Below are 15,765 nucleotides of genomic sequence, written 5' to 3' on the forward strand. Positions count from 1 at the left end.
ATGCGGCCTTCCCCATCGAGCAGCACAAGGGCCGAGGTGTGGTTGAACTCGCCGTCGGCCAGGGGCCGGTAACGGATGCCCAGGACCGCGGCCAGGCGGCGCACGCCGGCGGCTTCGGTGCGGGCCAGGGTCCAGCGGTTCGCGTCGAGGCGGCGCTTGTCGAAGACCTGCTTCAGCGCCGCGGGATCATCACGGGCGGGGTCCAGGCTGACCAGCAGCAGGTGCAGGCGGGCGCGTTCGTCGGGGGTGAGCGCGTGTTCGACGCCCTTGGCGCTGTCGATGATCAGCGGGCAGACGTAGCGGCAGGAGGTATAGAACATCGCCGCCACGCGCACCTCGCCGCGGCCCTCGGCGAGGCTGAAGTCGCGCCCGGCCTGGTCGGTATAGGTGTCGGCCAGGCGGTAGATGGAATCGCCGGGCAGGTCGGCGGGGGCGGCCATCGGGGCGCCGGCGGCCAGGGCCAGCAGCAGGCCCAGTGTGAAGGTCCAGGTTTTCATCGTGGGGCTTCCTTGATGTCGCGCGCGCAGCGAAAACCGAGGTTGCCGGTGGTGTCCTCGGCCTGCAGGGCCGAAAGCATGGCCACGCGCATCAGCACCGCGTAGTTTTCCCGGTCGTCCATGGAAAGGGCGCCGGCGCCGCAGAACTGCAGTTTGTCGGGGTTGCCCTGGTCGCGGTTGTCGGGCGAAACCAGCATGGCGGCGTAGTCGTCCACCCACTCCCAGACCAGGCCGTGCAGGTCCTGCACGCCGTTGACGTCGGCCGGACCCTGGCCGACATCGGCCAGGCCCTGGTTCGAAGGCCGGGAATACCAGGCCAGGATGCGTTCGCGCCAGGCCGGATCCTTGCGGGCGTCGGCGCGGGTTTCGTCGGCCGCCGCCGCGTATTCCCACTCGGTCCAGGTCGGCAGCCGCGCGCCCTGGGCTTCGCAATAGGCCTGGGCGGCGAACCAGCTGACATTGACCACAGGCTGGGCCGGACCCGCCTCGCCCAGCTCGGTGGGGCCGGCCCAGTGCTGCAGGTAGCGTGCTTCGGCGAAAAGCTCCGGGGCCTTGCCGCGCTGCCAGTCGGGATGGCTGCGGACGAAGTCCAGGAACCGGGCGTTGGTGACCGGCCGGCGCTGGAGCTCGAAGGGCGCGACTTTCAGCACGCCATTGGTGTCTTCGTAGCGCAGCACCGAAGTGAATTCGCCGCCCGGCAGCCGGGCCCAGTCCTGCCCGGCGGCGACGCCGGGCAGGGGGAGCAGGGCCAGGATCAGGACGCAGGCCGTTTTCATGCTCAGTGCGCCGCGCCTTCGCCGCGTTCGGTGCCGGCACGGACCTTGGCCACGTCTTCCTTGCTGACCTGGCCACCCGGGTTGCCCCAGCTGTTGAGCGCGTAGGTGAGGATGTTGGCCACCTCGTCGTCGGTCAGCTGGCTCATCGGCGGCATCACCGAGTTGTAGTCCTCGCCGTTGACCTTGATCGGGCCGGTGAGGCCGTTGAGCACGATCGCCGCCAGTTCGTCGTGCGGGCGGGTCATCCAGTCCGAGCCCGCCAGCGGCGGGAACACGCCGGCCATGCCCTTGCCGTCGGGCATGTGGCAGGTCGAACAGGTGCCGGCGAACAAAGCCTGGCCAGCCTTGACCTGGTCGTCCAGGGTGAGGGTGCCTGCCACTTCCGCGGCGGCGGCGTCGGCCACCGGCTGCATGCTGGCGGCCTTGTCGCCCAGGTAGGTGTGGTCGACTTCCTTGCCCGAGTAGATGCTCTTGTCCTCGGGGCCGTCCACCTGGAGGATGCCCAGCGCGCCCTTGTTGAAGGCGCGGAAGATCGAGTGGTCGACCAGCACGTAGCTGCCCGGCACTTCGAGGTGGAAGTCGGCGATCATGGCGCCGCCGGCCGGGATCAGCGTGGTCTGCACGTTTTCCTGGTAGCGCGTGCCGCCTTCGTACCAGACCTTGTCGAAGATCTCGCCGATGACATGGAAGCTCGACACCAGGTTCGGGCCGCCGTTGCCCACGTACAGGCGCACGTTCTCGCCGACGCTGGCCTTGATGGCCTTGTCGCCCGTGAGCGCGTTTTCGGAGCCGTTGAAGAGCACGTAGGTGGCGTTCTCGTCGATCGCCCGCTGCATGTCGAAGGGGGCGTGGCCCTTCTCGCGGAACTTGGTGGTGGTGTAGAAGTCGCCCTGCATGACGTAGAACTCCTTGTCCACCGGCGGCATGCCTTCGGGCGGTTCGACCAGGATCAGGCCGTACATGCCGTTGGCCACGTGCATGCCCACCGGCGCGGTGGCGCAGTGGTAGACGTACAGGCCGGCATTGAGCGCCTTGAAGGTGAACTGCGAGCCATGGCCCGGCGCCGTGAACGTCGAGGCTGCGCCGCCACCGGGACCGGTGACACCGTGCAGGTCGATGTTGTGCGGCATCTTCGAATCGGGGTGGTTGTTGAGGTGGAACTCGACGGTGTCGCCCTGGCGCACGCGGATGAAGCTGCCGGGCACGGTGCCACCGAAGGTCCAGAAGGTGTAGGTGACACCTTCGGCGATCTCGAGGTCGACCTCGCGCACTTCCAGTTCGACCTTCACCTTGGCCGGGTAGTCGCGGTTGGTCGGCGGCGGCACGTGCGGCGGCGAGGTGAGCACGGCGTCGATCATTTCACCCTGCGGCGGACCGAAGTCGCCCTTGCGGGAACCGCCGGTGTCCGCATTGCTGGCGGCGCGCTTGGCGACAACGGCTTCATGCGCGTCGAGGTCGGCGTTGGGATTGTCGCGGCAGCCGGCGAGGGCCAGGGCGGCGGCGATGGAAAGCACGAGCAGGGGGCGCTTCATGAGTTTGTCTCCGGTAGTAGGTCGTTCAGGCATTTCAATGCCGACAGCTTCCTGCGGAGTCGCGTGTCCTTCCCTGACGCGCGTCAAGCAGAACCCATGTCGGACAGCATGAACCCCCTTCGCTGCGATGTGAACCCCGCGTGATGCGACAAATTCTTCCCCGCTTGACCTGGCTCAGTGGCAAGGCGCGCGAACAGGCGCACCCTCGCGACGACCCGATCCGGGCCTGCTTCGGAAGCTCGCCATGAACCTCAAGACCTGCATCACGCTTGCACTGGCCGCCGCCGGCCTGTCGCATGCCGCCATTGCCGCAACGGCCGACGACGGCTGGTCCGGCCACCTTCGCTATCGCCACGAGGCGGTTGACGATGCGGCCTTCGCCCGCGACGCCAACGCCGACACCCTGCGGCTTCGCCTTGGCTACCGCCAGACGCTGGGCAGCGCTTTCAGTGCCGGGCTGGAGTTCGAGGGCATCGCGGCGCTGGACGACCGCTTCAACTCCACTGCCAATGGTGAAACAAGCTATCCGGTGGTGGCCGATCCCGCTTCGCTGGAGGTCAACCAGGCCTGGCTGCGCTGGCAGGGCACGAAGGGCGGCGCGACGCTTGGCCGCCAGCGCCTGTTGCTGGACAACCAGCGTTTTATCGGCAACGTCGGCTGGCGCCAGAACGAACAGACCTATGACGCCCTGGTGACGGATTTCAGTCCGCGCGACGGGCTGGTGCTGCGCTACGCCTGGCTCGACCGCGTGCATCGTGTCTTCAGCGACGAGGCCCTCGACCCGCTGGCACGCGAGCGCCGACTGGACGCGCACCTGGCCAATGCCAGCTGGCGGACGTCCGTGGGCACGGTGGTGGCCTACGGTTACTGGCTGGAAGACAAGGACGTGGCAAGCGCTTCGACGCGCACGCTGGGCCTGCGCTGGACCGGCAGCCGCGAACTGGCGGCGACGACGCTGGGCTGGACGCTGGAGGTCGCGAAGCAGCGCGACCACGCGGACAATCCGCTGCGTGTGGACGCCGGCTACTTTCTTGTCGAACCATCGGCCACGGCCTTGGGCCTGACCTGGAAGCTGGGCTGGGAACAGCTGGGCGGCAACGGCAGCACGGCGTTCCAGACGCCGCTGGCGACGCTGCATGCGTTCAATGGCTGGGCGGACAAGTTCCTGGTGACGCCGGCCAACGGCCTGGACGATCATTATGCGTCGGTGTCGGGCAAGTTCGGCAGCGGCAGGCTGCAGGACAAGTTGGGCTGGACGGTGGCCTGGCACGATTTCAATGCCGACCGCGGCGGCGCCGACTACGGCCGGGAATGGGACGCGTCGCTGTCGTTCCCGCTGCCGGGCGGGTTCGCGGGACTGCTGAAAGTGGCGGACTACCGGAGCGACGGCTTTGCGCGCGATACGCGCAAGATCTGGCTGCAGGTGGAACGCAGCTGGCCCTGAGGCCCCGAGGCCGGCACGGAACAAAAAAGGGGCCCCGCATCGCGGGGCCCTTTCTTGTCGCGGTGCGTCAGCGGTCAGTAGACGTCGTTGACCGTGTTGTTGATGTTGAACTTGCCGGTCGGGGTGATCAGGCGGGCGTCGTCCAGGACCGCCTTGAGCTTGCGGGTCTTGTCGTCCACCACCACGATGGCCGAACGCTGGTCCTTGCCGTTCCACACCGAGAACCAGACCTCGTCGCCGGCCGCGTTGTATTCCGGCTGCACCACGCGCTTCGGGCCTTCGCCCAGGTTCGCCCACTCGGCGATCGGCAGCACTTCGAAACCAGCATCGAGGTCGTCGATGTCGAACACCGCCACCGACTGCGCCACCTTCTCTTCCGGGTTGAGCGGCGTGTCCACCCACAGGTTGCGCGACTTCGGGTGCGTCTTGATGAACAGCGAACCGCCGCCCTGGCCATGCAGCACCTCTACCACCTTCCATGCATGTTCCGCATGGCCTTCCGGATCCGTGCCGATCAGGGTGATCTTGTCGTTGCCCAGCGCCGACGTACCCCAGACCGGTCCGAATTCCGGGTGCACGAAGTTCGCGCCGCGGCCCGGATGCGGGATCTTGTCGACGTCGATCAGGCCGACCATGCGCTGCTCCTTCGAGTCCACCACCGCGATCTTGTCGCTCTGGTTGGCCGCGGTGAGGAAGTAGCGCTTGGTCACGTCCCAGCCGCCGTCGTGCAGGAAGCGCGCCGCGTCGAGGGTGGTGATCCTGAGGTTGTCGATGTCACTGTAGTCCACCAGCAGGATGCGGCCGGTTTCCTTGACGTTGACGATGAACTCCGGGTGCTGGTGGCTGCCCACGATCGCCGCCACGCGCGGTTCCGGGTGGTATTCCTGCGTGTCCACCGTCATGCCGCGGGTCGAGACGATCTTCATCGGCTCCAGGCTCGGGCCATCCATGATCACGAACTGCGGCGGCCAGTAGGCGCCGGCGATCGCCAGCTTGTCCTCGAAACCCTTGTACTTGGAGGTTTCGACCGAACGCGCCTCGAGGCCGATCTTGATCTCGGCCACGCGGTCGGGCTTGGCCATCCACATGTCGATAAGGTCGATCTTGCCGTCGCGGCCGATGGTGTACACGTAGCGGCCCGAATGCGAGACACGCGAGATGTGCACGGCGTAGCCGGTCTTGATGATGTTGATGATTTCCTTGGTGTCGCCGTCGATCAGGGCGATTTCACCCGAGTCGCGCAGGGTCACCGAGAAGACGTTTTCAAGGTTGTACTGGTTCATCTTCCGGGTCGGGCGGTCCTCGACCGGCACCAGGACCTTCCAGCTTTCGCGCATTTCGGCCATGCCCCATTCCGGCGGGTTGGGCGGGGTGTGCTGCAGGAAGCGGGCCATCAGGTCCACCTGGTCGGTGGTCAGTTCGCCGCCGGTGCCGAAGTTGGGCATGCCGCCCGGGGAGCCGAAGTTGATCAGAGCCTTCAGGTAATCGGTGCCCTTGGCCTGGGTCAGGTCGGGCGTAAGCGGCTTGCCGGTGGCGCCCTTGCGCAGCACGCCGTGGCAGCCGGCGCAGCGCTGGAAGAAGATGTCGGTCGCCTGGGCGAACTCTTCTTCGGTCATGTCCGGGGCGCCGGGGCTGCGTACCATCTTCATGTCGCCCGCGGCCATCGTGGACGGCGCGCCCTTGTAGGCCGCTTCGGCCTGGGAGGTGCCCGGGTGGGCTTCGCCCTGGGCCGGGTCGGAGGCGCCGGCGATGTCCTTGCGCGCGGCGGCGACCTGGTCCGCGGTGAAACGGGTGTCGAGGTCGTTGAGATCGTCCATCACGTGGTTGAGCAGGGCGGCGATGTCGGCATCGGCCAGGTGGCTCATGGCCGGCATGACGGCGTTGTACTCGTTGCCGTTGACGGTGATCTTGCCGCTCAGGCCCGCCAGGACGGCCTGCAGGGCGGCCTGCGGGTCCTTCCTGATCCAGTCGGAGTCCTTCAGCGGCGGGAACGCGCCGGCCAGGCCGGCACCGGTGGGCTGGTGGCAGGCCGCGCAGTTGGCCAGGTAGGCGGCTTCGCCGGCCTGGTCTTCGGTCTTGGGAGCGCGTTCGTTGACGACGTCGCTTTCGGCCGCGAAGGCGAAGCTGGCGCCGGCGCCGAGCGCGAACGCCAGGGCGGTACTGATGAGTGTGCGTTTCATGGCTGGATCCCCGTTGGTGGATTTGGCTTTGCTCGGCGGTCTCCCGCCGTCGGGTCAAGCTTGGTCCTGGCCTGGCTGGTCTCCCCTGACCTGCATCAAGCGCAACGATGTTTGCCCTGCCGGGCGGCCATGGGATTGACGGGGGTCAATTCCCGGCGGCCACCGGCTGTCGTACGGTGCGCCATCGACTTGTCCAGGTGAAGAAGATGTCCCTTGCACCCCTTGCACTTGCCCTCGCAGCGGCCCTGTCGCCCGCCGCCGAAGACGACACGCTGCGCACGCTCGACGCCGTGGTGGTGGTCGGCAGCCGCAGCGCCGAACCCCTGAAGCAGGTGGTGGGTGCGGTGAGCCGGATCGATCGCGAGGCCATGGAGCGCCGCGGCGTGCAGGGCATTCAAGACCTGGCCCGGCTGTTGCCCGGCGTTGACGTCAGCACGGATGCAAATCGTTTTGGTGCGCAGGGCTTCAATGTGCGCGGTCTTGAAGGCAACCGGGTCGGCGTCGAGCTCGACGGCGTGCCGCTGCCCGACGGCTTCGGCGTGGGCCAGTTCGCGCTGGCCGGACGCGACCTGGTCGAGCTGGGCATCGTCGACCGCGTCGAGGTGCTGCGTGGTCCGGCCTCGACGCTGCACGGCAGCAAGGCACTGGCCGGCGTGGTCGCCTACTGGACACCGGATCCCGCCGAAACTGCGTGGTCGGACGACGAAGATCGCTGGCAGGGGCTGGCGCGCGCCGGTGCCGGCAGCCGCGACCAGTCGCGCTGGCTTTCGGGGCGACTGGTGGCGCGCAGCGACGACCAGCGCCTGTCCGCGCTGGTGGCCCTGGGCCGGCGCCAGGGCGAGCAGATGAAAAACGGCGCCGACGACCCCGCTTATGCCGCCAATCCCGCCGACTTCCGCAACGACAGCGCCCTGGCCCGCTTGAGCCTGGACGCCGGTGCCGCCGGTCGTTGGAGCGCCATCGTCGAGCGCGCAGAGGGCCGTCGGAGCACCGACGTGCAGTCGCAGCTATTTGGTCCCGGCCGGTTCGCCACCACGTATGCGCTGACCGGCGATGACCGCTACGAACGCCTGCGCACAAGCCTCGGCGCCGAATGGGGGCAGGTCGGTCCGCTGGGGCCGGTGCGACTGCTGGTCTATCGCCAGGACAGCCGCACCGACCAGTTCAGCGACCAGTTCCGGCTTGCCGACCGGGCCACGCCCTTCCTGTCGCGGCGCGAGCGCCGCTTCGTGTTCGGCCAGGAAAGCACCGGTCTCGAGCTCAACGCCCAGTGGCGCGGTGAATGGCTGGGCGTGCAGCACTGGCAGGTGTTCGGCATCGACCTGGCGCGGCACGACTACAGCGGCTACCGCGACGGCGTCGAAACCAACCTCGTCACCGGCGCGTCGAGCAACGTGATCATCGGCGAGGTGTTCCCGCTGCGTGATTTTCCCGACAGCCGCGCCGACGAGATCGGCGTGTTCTGGCAGGACGAGATCCGCTTTGGCGAACACTGGGCCATGGTGCCCGGACTGCGCTGGGAAAGTTACCGCCTGCGTGCCCATCCCGATGCGCTGTGGTCGGAAGACAACCCGGGCGTGGTGCCGGCGTCGCTGGACAACGACCAGCTGACACCCAAGCTGGGCCTGCGCTGGAACCGCGACCAGCTGGGCCTGTACGCGCAGTACACGCGCGGTTTCCGGGCGCCGCCCTTCAGCGACGTCAACATCGGCCTGAACCTGCCGACCTTCAACTACATCGCGCTGCCCAATCCCGACCTCGAGCCCGAGCGCAGCGAAGGCCTGGAGCTGGGAGTGCGCTGGAACGGCGACTTCCTGGTCGGCACGCTGGCGGTGTACGACAACCGCTACCGCGACCTGATCGAGTCGCGCGCCAACATGGGCCGCAACGCCAGCGGCCAGCTGGTGTTCCAGTCGGTCAACCGCGAGCGCGCCCGCATCCGGGGCATCGAACTCGAGGGACGCTGGTGGCTGGAGTCGCTGTCGGAAGCCGCCAGCGGCTGGTACCTCGACGCCGTGGCGTCCTGGGCCGAAGGCGACGACACCGCGCGCGACCTGCCGCTTAACTCCGTGCCGCCGCCGCGCGCCAGCCTGGGCGCCGGCTTCGAATCGGCCGATGGCCGCTGGGGTACGGAGCTGCGCCTGACCGGCGTCAAGCGCGTCACCCGCGCGGACGAGAGCGCCGGGCCGCTGTTCCTGCCGCCCGGCTACGCGAACTGGGACCTGCACGCCTGGGCGTCATTGGGCGGGCACGTGCGCCTGAACCTGTCGCTGTTCAACCTCACCGACCGCACCGCCTGGGACTGGTCGTCGCTGCGCGGGCTGCCGGCCGACGCCGACGACATCGCCTTTTATTCCCGCCCGGGCCGGGGCGCGAGCCTGGGCCTGGTGGTGGACTTCTAGGCGCAATCGCCCGCGGTTGACCGAGGTCAGGGCGCGGCGCCCGCACGGGCGCTGCAATGCCCGCCATGAGCCAACTTCCCCTTGCGGTAAGCCTGCTTCGGCGCGGCGTCGACGGCATCGACGACGCCTTGCTGCTGATGGTGGCCGGCCGGCGCCGCCTGGTCGCCCGGCTGGCCGCGGCCAAACGCCGCGCCGGCCTGCCGCTGCGCGACCCGGCCCGCGAAGACCAGGTGCTGGCTCGCGGCCAGGGCCTGGCGCGCCGGCTGGGGCTGCCGCCCGGCCTGGCCCGGGGCCAGCTGGAGCTTCTTATCGACGATGCCTGCCGCCTGCAGGAACCCGAGTCCGGAGAAACCATGAGCGCATCCCTTCCCCGATCTCCGCTGCGCTGGCTGCCGCCACCCCGGCGCTGGGCGCCGCTGCTGCGTCTCGTGCCCGCGCCCTGGCAGCGGCAGGTGCTGGAACAGGCGGTCGGCCGCCTGCTGGCCCAGCCCATCGGCGCCGGCGACTTGGAGTTCATGCAGGGCCGTCGCCTTGGCATCGAGGTCAGCGACCTCGGCCTGGCCTGGGTGCTGGAACTCGACGGCGACCGCCTGCGCGCCGTGGAAGCGCCGGCCGAAGCCAGCGTGCGCGGCAGCGCCACCGACCTGCTGCTGCTGGCCAGTCGCCTGGAAGACGCCGACACACTGTTCTTCCAGCGCCGGCTTGAAGTCACCGGCGACACCGAGCTGGGTCTGACCGCACGCAACCTGCTCGACCGCCTGCCCTGGGAGTCGGTGCCGCTGGGCGTGCGCATCGTGCTCAACCGCGGTGCGCGTGCCGCCCGCGCGGCGCGCGAGGCCTGGCAAGGGGATCCGGCATGAAACCAGCCTGGCGCGATGAACTGATGGCCGAATACGCGGACCTGGCCGACAAGCTCGAACGTCTGTTGCCCTGCGTCGAAGTCCCGATGCACCTGCCCTGGATCGACGCGATCCAGGCGCTCAAGCGCGAGCGCGGTGCCGTGGTCATGGCGCACAGCTACCAGTCGCCGGAGATCTTCCATGGCGTCGCCGACGTCACCGGCGATTCGCTGGCCCTGGCCCAGGCCGCCGCCGGCTGCGATGCCGAGGTGGTGGTCCTGTGCGGCGTGCACTTCATGGCCGAGACGGCGAAGATCCTGGCGCCGAAGGTGAAGGTGCTCATTCCCGATGCCCAGGCCGGGTGTTCGCTCGCCGATTCGATCACCGCCGCCGACGTGCGGATGCTGCGGGCCCGCCACCCCGGTGCGCCGGTGGTGACCTACGTCAACACCAGCGCCGAAGTGAAGGCCGAATCCGACGCCTGCTGCACCTCTGCCAATGCCGTGCAGGTGGTCGAGGCGATGGGTGCGGACAAGGTGATCTTCCTTCCCGACCGCTACCTGGGCGCGCACGTGGCCATCCAGACCAACGTGAAGCTGGTGCTATGGGACGGCCGCTGCGAAGTGCATGAGACCTTCACCGCGGCCCAGGCGCGGCACGCGCGCGAACGCTTCGACGCGCGCCTGGTTGCGCATCCCGAGTGCCCGCCCGAGGTGCTGGCCGAGGCCGACTTCGTGGGATCCACCAGCGCCATGGGGGCCTGGCTCGAGCGCGAGCAGCCCGAGCGCGTGGCCCTGATCACCGAGTGTTCGATGGCCGACAACCTGCGCCTGCGTTTCCCGGCGACGGAGTTCATCAAGCCCTGCAACCTGTGCCCGCACATGAAGCGCATCAACCTGCAGAACATCCACGCATGCCTGCGCGACCTGGCCCCGGAAGTCACGGTGCCCGAAGACGTGGCGGCGCGCGCGCGGCGCGCCTTGGAACGCATGCTGGCGGTGGGACGGGGCGAACGCGCCTGAGCACGGACCCATCGCCGTTGGTGGTCGTGGGCGGCGGCATCGCCGGCCTTTGCGTGGCGCTGGCGGCCGCGCCGCGGCCGGTTGTCCTGTTCAGTCGAAGCCGGGGCGCCGAAGGCACGGCCAGCGCCATGGCCCAGGGTGGAATCGCCGCCGCCGTGGGCCCGGGCGACGATGCGGTTTTCCATGCCGCCGACACGCTGGTGGCCGGCGCCTGCCACAACCACGTCGGCGCCGTGCTGGATCTGGCGCTGGCGGCGCCCGATGCCGTGCAGTGGCTGGCATCGCTGGGCGCGCATTTCGACTGCGCCGATGACGGCCGGCTTTGCCTTGGCCGCGAAGGCGGCCATGACCGCGCTCGCATCGTGCACGCCGGCGGCGATGCCACCGGGCACGCGGTGATGCAGGTGCTGGCCGCAGCGGTTGCGAACGCCCCGCATGTGCACTGGCTGGCGGGACACACGCTGCAGGCCATCGGTCTGTCCGCGGACGGGCGCGTGGCCGGCGTGCGCGTGCGTGGCGATGTGGGCCAGGTCGCGCCACTGGCCGCCGCGGATCTGGTGCTGGCCACGGGCGGCATCGGCGCGCTGTTCGGCGCCACCACCAATCCCGAGGGTGCCGACGGATCCGGGCTGGCCCTCGCTCTGGCGGCGGGCGCAGAAGGGCGCGACCTTGAATTCATCCAGTGGCATCCGACGGCGTTTGCTTCCTCGTCCGGCCGGCACCTGCCCTTGATTACCGAGGCGCTGCGCGGGGCCGGCGCCAGCCTGGTCGACGAACAGGGCGTGCCGCTCATGCAGGGCACGCACCCGCTGGGCGACCTTGCGCCCCGTGACGTGGTCGCGCGCCGGCTCTGGCGCCACCGTCGCGCCGGCGGACAGTCCTGGCTCGATGCGCGCACGGTCGAAGAAACCGCGTGGCGGCAATTCCCGTCCGTGCTCTCGCTTTGCGCGCAACACGGCATCGATCCGCGCAGCGACCGGATACCGGTCACGCCAGCGGTTCATTTCCACATGGGTGGCATAGCCGTCGGTCAGCAGGGCGAAAGCAGCCTCGCCGGACTGCATGCGGTCGGCGAAGTCGCCTGCAGCGGCGTGCACGGCGCCAATCGCCTGGCGAGCAATTCACTGCTTGAAGGCGTGGTGTGCGGGCGCGCGCTTGGTGCGCGCCTGCGAAGCCGGGGCGAACGGCCCGCACCGGTACGCCACTGGGTGGACGCCGGGCCCGAAGCCGACAGCGAATCGCGTGAACACATAACCATGCACCTCACGGCTGCGCTCGGCCCCCTAAGAAGCGGTGAATCACTGGCCGCCGCCATGGCCGCCATCACCGGCGGCCCTGCCATGGCCGGCAGTTGGCAGGGTCGACTGGCGCTTGCGCTGCTGGCGCCCGCACTGGCCCGGAAACGCTCGCGTGGTGCGCATTACCGGGTCGATTCGACGTCGGGGCACAACATACGCCAGGGCATCGAAACGCCAGCGTACGGCGAAATTGCTTGATACCAGGCAGGTCATGCCCCACATTGGCAGCCGAATGTTTTGCACTTCCCCCTGATCGCTCCCCCATGAACGTGCCCCAATCCTTCGATCGCAGCCAGCTCCTGGAGTGCGCCAGCGGCGCCATGTTTGGCCCGGACGGCGCGCGTCTGCCGTCCGATCCGATGCTGATGTTCGACCGCATCACCGAGATCAGCGAAACCGGCGGCAAACACGGCAAGGGTTTCATCCGCGCCGAGCTCGACATCCGCCCGGACCTCTGGTTCTTCGCCTGCCACTTCACCGACGACCCGGTGATGCCGGGCTGCCTGGGCCTTGACGCCATGTGGCAGCTGGCCGGTTTCTTCCTGCCGTGGCTTGGCGAACCCGGCCGCGGCCGTGCGCTGGGCGTGGGCCAGGTGAAGTTCACCGGCCAGGTGCTGCCGACCGCGAAGCTGGTGACCTACGAGATCGACATCCGGCGCGTCGTTCGCGGTCGCCTGAAGATGGTGATCGCCGACGGCCGCACGTTCGTGGACGGCCGCGAAATCTATACCGCCGACGAACTCCGCGTCGGCCTGTTCTCCTCCACCGAAGGCATGTAGTCATGCGGCGCATCGCGATTACGGGCATGGGCATCGTCTCGTGCCTGGGCAACCAGCTTGACCGGGTTTCGGCGGCGCTTCGCAGCGGCCTTTCCGGCATCCGGCGCGACGAGGCGGCGGTGGAAGCCGGCCTGCGCAGCCAGGTGTCCGGCGCGCCGGACATCGACCTGCCGGCGCGCATCGACCGCAAGGTCCTGCGTTTCATGGGCGACGGTGCCGCGTTCGCGCACGTGGCCATGCAGGACGCGATCGCCGACGCCGGCCTCGACGATTCCCAGGTGCGCTCGGACCGTACCGGCCTGTTCGCGGGTTCCGGCGGTGGTTCGACCCAGTGGCAGGTCGAAGCGGCGGACCTGCTGCGCAACCGCGGCGTGCGCAAGGTCGGCCCCTACATGGTGCCGCGCACCATGGGTTCGACGGTGTCGGCCAACCTGGCCACCGCCTTCGGCATCCGCGGCGCCAGCTATTCGATTTCGGCCGCCTGCGCGACGTCGGCGCACTGCATCGGCGCCGCTGCCGACCTTATCCGCGCCGGCCGCCAGGACATCATGTTCGCCGGCGGCGGCGAAGAACTGCACTGGTCGCTGAGCCTGCAGTTCGACGCAATGGGCGCCCTGTCCACGCACCACAATGAAACACCCGCCACGGCCTCGCGCCCCTACGACGCCACCCGCGACGGCTTCGTCATTGCCGGCGGCGGCGGCATGTTGGTGCTTGAAGACTACGAGCACGCGCTTGCCCGCGGTGCCCGCATCCATGCGGAGCTGCTGGGCTACGGCGTTACTTCCGATGGTGCCGACATGGTCGCGCCGTCCGGCGAAGGCGCGGTGCGCTGCATGCGCATGGCGATGCAGGGTGTTGAAGCACCGATCGACTACCTCAACACCCACGGCACCTCGACGCCGTTGGGCGACCTGGTCGAACTGCGCTCCGTGCGCGAAGCCTTCGGCGAAGCCATTCCGCCGCTGTCGTCCACCAAGGCGCTGTCCGGGCACTCCCTGGGCGCGGCCAGCGTGCACGAGGCGATCTACTGCCTGCTGATGATGCGCGACCGGTTCATGGCCGGCTCGGCCAACATCACCACGCCCGACCCGCAGGCCGATGGTTTCCCTATCCTGCGCGAAAGCCGCGAGGCCACGCTGCGCACGGTGATGTCCAACAGCTTCGGTTTCGGCGGCACCAACGCCTGCCTGGTGTTCGGCACCGCAGGCTGAAGCCTCAGCCTGCCGGCAGCCCGGGTTTGCCGGGCAGGCCGTGCCAGTAACCGTTGACCGCGCCCCGGCGCGGCGGCGCCAGCGGCGAGCGCCGGGCCAGGTCGAAGTGTTCGACGATTTCGCGCATACCTGCGGCCTGCGGGTACAGCCGCAGCAGTCCCACGCCAAGCGCACGCAGGGTCGGCAACTCCGGGCCGAGGTCGGTGACTTCCTCGCCCAGGATCTGGATGCCGTTGATGCGCAGGAAGGGCGTGCCCTCGCGCGTGGCCAGCGGCAGGCCTTCGGGATGTTCGATGCAACGGAAGCCGCAGGCGTCCTTGGGTACATCCAGGGCGCGGGCGGTGAAACAGCGCGCGGAATACGATAGCGGCAGTCGGCCCCAGGCGATCACTTCCAGTTCGGGCAATGCGTGGCCCTGCGCCGCGTGGGCGGCCAGCAGGTCGTCCACCTGCTGCAGGCCCTGTTCGACGCCGGGAACCCAGCGGCGCAGGCCGTCCTGTGCCAGCAGTTCCAGCGCGCGATGGTTGTAGATGTTCAGGCTGGGGCCGGCGACGAAGGGCAGGCCCTGTTCGCGGCACAACTGCACCGCCGTCAGGTCGTTGGCTTCGATCCAGAATTCCCCGTGCGCGATCATGCGCTGGATCGCGTTGAGTTCGGATTCGGCCTCGACCAGGGCCAGGCTCGACAGCACCACTTCCTTGCCCGCCGCCGCCAGTTCTTCGGCCAGGGCGATCCAGTCGCGCGTGCCCAGTTCCCGGCGCTTGCTGCAGATCGTCTCGCCCAGGTAGATCACGTCCACCGGCCAGCTGGCGGCTTCGCGGTAGAAGTCCAGCGTGCGTTCACGCGGCCAGAAATACTGCAGGGGTCCAAGGCTGATTTTCATCGGGTCAGTGCCAGGCGCGGTGGTAGGGGCCGAGGGTGGTCTGGTGGCCTTCGGCGTGGGCCGAAAGCGCCTTCTGCCAGCCGGGCTGCAATTTCCAGTTGTCGGGGTCGGCGCGATGCCGGTCGATGGCGTCGCGCCAGGTGCGGGTGACCGCCGACACGTAGGCGACACCGCGCTGGCGGCCCTCGATCTTCAGCGCCGCGACGCCGGCCTTGGCCAGCTGCGGCAGCAGTTCCAGGGTGTTGAGGCTGGTGGGTTCTTCCAGCGCGTGGAAGGTTTCGCCGGCAACCTCGAAGCGGCCCTTGCAGACCGTCGGGTAAGCCGCGGGTTCGCCGGGGGCGTAACGATCCATCAGCAGGCCGTTGAGCCGCACACCGCGGTCGCCGCCTTCGTGTTCTTCCCAGCGCACGAAGCGCGCCGGCGAACAAACGCCGTGGCGATTGGGCGACGCGCCGGTGACATAGCTCGAAAGCTGGCAGCGGCCTTCGACCATGATGCACAGGCTGCCGAAGGCGAAAACCTCCAGCGGCACCGGCGACCGTTCGCACAGGCGTTCGACCTGCTGCAGCGAAAGCACCCGGGGAAGCACCGCGCGGCTGATGCCAAAACGTTCGTGCATGTAGCGCAGGGCCGGCGCGGTGGTGGCAGAACCCTGCACGGAAAGGTGCCGCGCAAGCCGCGGATGTTCGCGCATGGCGTGGTCTAGCACGGCCATCTCGGCGGCGATGATGGCGTCGCAGCCCAGCTCCGCGGCGTGGTCAACCGCGGCCTGCCAGGCACGCAGGCGGGACGTTTCCGGATAGGTGTTCAGGGCCAGGTAGACCTTGCGGCCGCGCTGGTGGGCATAAGCGACGCCGGCGCGCAGATCGGCTTCGTCGAAATTCAGGCCGGGGAAGGCG

The 15,765-nt window shown here is 68.9% G+C and carries 13 protein-coding genes; 7 read left to right on the forward strand and 6 right to left on the reverse strand.

Annotated elements, in window-relative coordinates:
- The 3 genes from AACZ35_RS06345 to nirK all read right to left on the reverse strand — a co-directional run.
- On the reverse strand, window positions 1–497 hold a 497-nt coding region (locus tag AACZ35_RS06345; protein ID WP_339827275.1), incomplete at its 3' end, for an SCO family protein.
- Window positions 494–1,273 carry a formylglycine-generating enzyme family protein gene (locus tag AACZ35_RS06350; RefSeq protein ID WP_339827277.1) on the reverse strand — a complete coding sequence of 260 codons (780 nt, stop codon included), beginning with the start codon at window positions 1,271–1,273 and terminating at the stop codon, window positions 494–496. The genes AACZ35_RS06350 and AACZ35_RS06345, both read right to left, overlap by 4 nt.
- Before the next feature lie 2 nt (window positions 1,274–1,275).
- The gene (gene nirK, locus AACZ35_RS06355; RefSeq protein WP_339827279.1) at window positions 1,276–2,805 is read right to left on the reverse strand and encodes a copper-containing nitrite reductase; all 1,530 of its coding nucleotides are present in this window, start codon (window positions 2,803–2,805) and stop codon (window positions 1,276–1,278) included.
- Window positions 2,806–3,049: 244 nt separating this feature from the next.
- Between nirK and AACZ35_RS06360 the strand changes: the two genes are divergently transcribed.
- Complete coding sequence (locus AACZ35_RS06360) at window positions 3,050–4,249, forward strand: alginate export family protein (protein WP_339827281.1); 1,200 nt, start codon at window positions 3,050–3,052, stop codon at window positions 4,247–4,249.
- Between the two features lie 74 nt (window positions 4,250–4,323).
- Here the strand turns inward: AACZ35_RS06360 and AACZ35_RS06365 are convergent, their stop codons facing one another.
- Entirely contained in the window at window positions 4,324–6,429 is a 2,106-nt protein-coding gene (locus AACZ35_RS06365; RefSeq protein WP_339827283.1) for a cytochrome D1 domain-containing protein, read from the reverse strand.
- 206 nt (window positions 6,430–6,635) lie between these two features.
- Here AACZ35_RS06365 and AACZ35_RS06370 point away from each other — a divergent pair, with 206 nt between their 5' ends.
- The 6 genes from AACZ35_RS06370 (at window position 6,636) to fabB (ending at window position 13,983) form a co-directional block, all read left to right on the forward strand.
- The gene (locus AACZ35_RS06370; protein WP_339827286.1) at window positions 6,636–8,831 is read left to right on the forward strand and encodes a TonB-dependent receptor; all 2,196 of its coding nucleotides are present in this window, start codon (window positions 6,636–6,638) and stop codon (window positions 8,829–8,831) included.
- Window positions 8,832–8,896: 65 nt separating this feature from the next.
- Window positions 8,897–9,691: an SCP2 sterol-binding domain-containing protein gene (locus AACZ35_RS06375; protein WP_339827288.1), complete on the forward strand. Its 795-nt coding sequence runs from the start codon at window positions 8,897–8,899 to the stop codon at window positions 9,689–9,691.
- Complete coding sequence (gene nadA / locus AACZ35_RS06380; protein ID WP_339827290.1) at window positions 9,688–10,692, forward strand: quinolinate synthase NadA; 1,005 nt, start codon at window positions 9,688–9,690, stop codon at window positions 10,690–10,692. The genes AACZ35_RS06375 and nadA overlap by 4 nt, the downstream gene beginning before the upstream one ends.
- A 26-nt stretch (window positions 10,693–10,718) precedes the next feature.
- The gene (locus AACZ35_RS06385) at window positions 10,719–12,188 is read left to right on the forward strand and encodes an FAD-binding protein (protein ID WP_339827301.1); all 1,470 of its coding nucleotides are present in this window, start codon (window positions 10,719–10,721) and stop codon (window positions 12,186–12,188) included.
- A gap of 65 nt (window positions 12,189–12,253) precedes the next feature.
- Entirely contained in the window at window positions 12,254–12,769 is a 516-nt protein-coding gene (gene fabA, locus AACZ35_RS06390; protein ID WP_339827292.1) for a 3-hydroxyacyl-[acyl-carrier-protein] dehydratase FabA, read from the forward strand.
- Between the two features lie 2 nt (window positions 12,770–12,771).
- On the forward strand, window positions 12,772–13,983 hold the full coding sequence (gene fabB / locus AACZ35_RS06395; RefSeq protein ID WP_339827295.1) for a beta-ketoacyl-ACP synthase I: 1,212 nt from the start codon (window positions 12,772–12,774) through the stop codon (window positions 13,981–13,983).
- Window positions 13,984–13,987: 4 nt separating this feature from the next.
- Here the strand turns inward: fabB and AACZ35_RS06400 are convergent, their stop codons facing one another.
- Together AACZ35_RS06400 and AACZ35_RS06405 are read right to left on the reverse strand one after the other, a co-directional pair.
- Complete coding sequence (locus AACZ35_RS06400; RefSeq protein ID WP_339827297.1) at window positions 13,988–14,866, reverse strand: U32 family peptidase; 879 nt, start codon at window positions 14,864–14,866, stop codon at window positions 13,988–13,990.
- A 4-nt stretch (window positions 14,867–14,870) separates the two neighbouring features.
- On the reverse strand, window positions 14,871–15,765 hold an 895-nt coding region (locus AACZ35_RS06405; protein WP_339827299.1), incomplete at its 5' end, for a peptidase U32 family protein.

Origin of the sequence: uncultured Arenimonas sp. (assembly GCF_963976025.1) — a bacterium.
GTDB lineage: Bacteria > Pseudomonadota > Gammaproteobacteria > Xanthomonadales > Xanthomonadaceae > Arenimonas.